At 47.8% G+C, this 1431-nt stretch carries 1 protein-coding gene; it reads right to left on the bottom strand.

Annotated features, from left to right (window positions below):
* Positions 1-363: 363 nt before the first annotated feature.
* Positions 364-1431: IS110 family RNA-guided transposase (locus tag GC097_RS24215; RefSeq protein WP_171685885.1), on the bottom strand; the 1068-nt coding region annotated here is incomplete at its 5' end.

The raw sequence follows: 1431 nt of genomic DNA, 5'->3' as shown, positions 1-1431 counted from the left end.
TACGGCGAGTAACGGGGTGCAGGGGGCGTGCTCCCTGCATCTTTTGGTTTTGAGGTGACTTTCACATGGGTACATTCCTTGGCACGAAGGCAAAATGGGATTTAGCGCCGGCTGGCACGCTGATATACGTGGATTCGACCACAAGTTAATAGATACGACCAGAGAGTTGATTCCTGCTAGCTATTGACGTGCATAGAGCTATTTTTGTTTAGCTTTGCACAAGCGCCCTTCGCGGATTTTCTCTCTGCCTTGCTTAGTTACTTTGCCTCCGTGCCAAAGAATGTCATTCATGTGTAAACATCGAACCTTGGGCATCTCAACCTTTCTGGCAATTTTATGTTTATGATGGGTGGAGCAGATAGGTTAAGCGGCTGCTTGTTTTTGTTTTTCCATCTCTTTTGCAATGGCCCAAATGAATCCGAGCAGTTCTCTAGCTACAGCTGTTACAACTGTACCTTTTTGCTTTCCTTTTGTTGATAAACGTTTATATTTGGCATGAAGTCGTTTTTGTGCGTTCCACGAAATGTCCTGGATTTCAGGACTTAGTCCATTTAAACGTTCTCGAAGGGCTCTTCGTACGGCGGGTGAGTGGCGATAGCTCCATGCGGTTTCGATTACAACTCTGCGGATATGTGCATTGCCAGCTTTGGTAATCCCCCCTTGCCAGCGTCTGCCTCCACTTGAATGCTCGCTGGGTACTAATCCTGCATAAGACATGAGTAGCCTTGGGTGGGAAAAACGCTTCGCAATATCCCCCAGTTCTGCGGCTAGTGTTGTCGCCGTTATGAGTGCAACGCCGCGCAGGCCCTGTAGGGCCCTGATCATGGGCGCTTGGCAACTTGATTTAGCTTGTTTTTCCATTTCTATTTCATAGCGCTGAATACGCTGACTAGCTTGCCTGATTGTATTGCGATATTCCTGGAAAACGAAATCTTCGCACTCTCGCTCGAAGCGTAGAGTGTCCAGCCATTCTTCATGAGCAGAGCTCCATGGCTTCATTCCTTGTGGGAGCAACCGTTGATGCCGAAGCAAAAACTTCATCAATCTTTGTCGGCTGCGATTTTGATCTTCGACTGCATCTTCTCGAGCCCGAACCAGATCACGAAGTGCTTCATCTTCGGGTGAAGGTACATAGATGGCGGTTAATTCTCTTGCCCGCCAAAGCTGTGCCAGGCGAATCGCATCTTTCTTATCTGTTTTAATTTTTGTACGTCCTGTTAACGCTTCAGTAGGTGCTACGACACTGCATTCTACGAACAATTCTAGGAACCACCGGCGCAGATCAAACCCTGTAGGTCCTGCTTCGTAGCAAACATCTAGCTTCACATTGCCCTCTTTTGTTAATTGTCCAACAAGTTTTCGAACCGCCTCTTTAGTATGTGGAATGCTTCCCCAATATCTGGGGGTATCCCGGCCTTCATCAGCGATGGC

Source organism: Paenibacillus planticolens (genome assembly GCF_013141725.1).
GTDB classification, from domain to species: Bacteria; Bacillota; Bacilli; order Paenibacillales; family NBRC-103111; genus Paenibacillus_E; species Paenibacillus_E planticolens.
Note: the sequence above shows the minus strand (reverse complement) of the source record. Positions and strands in the feature narration are given on the sequence as shown.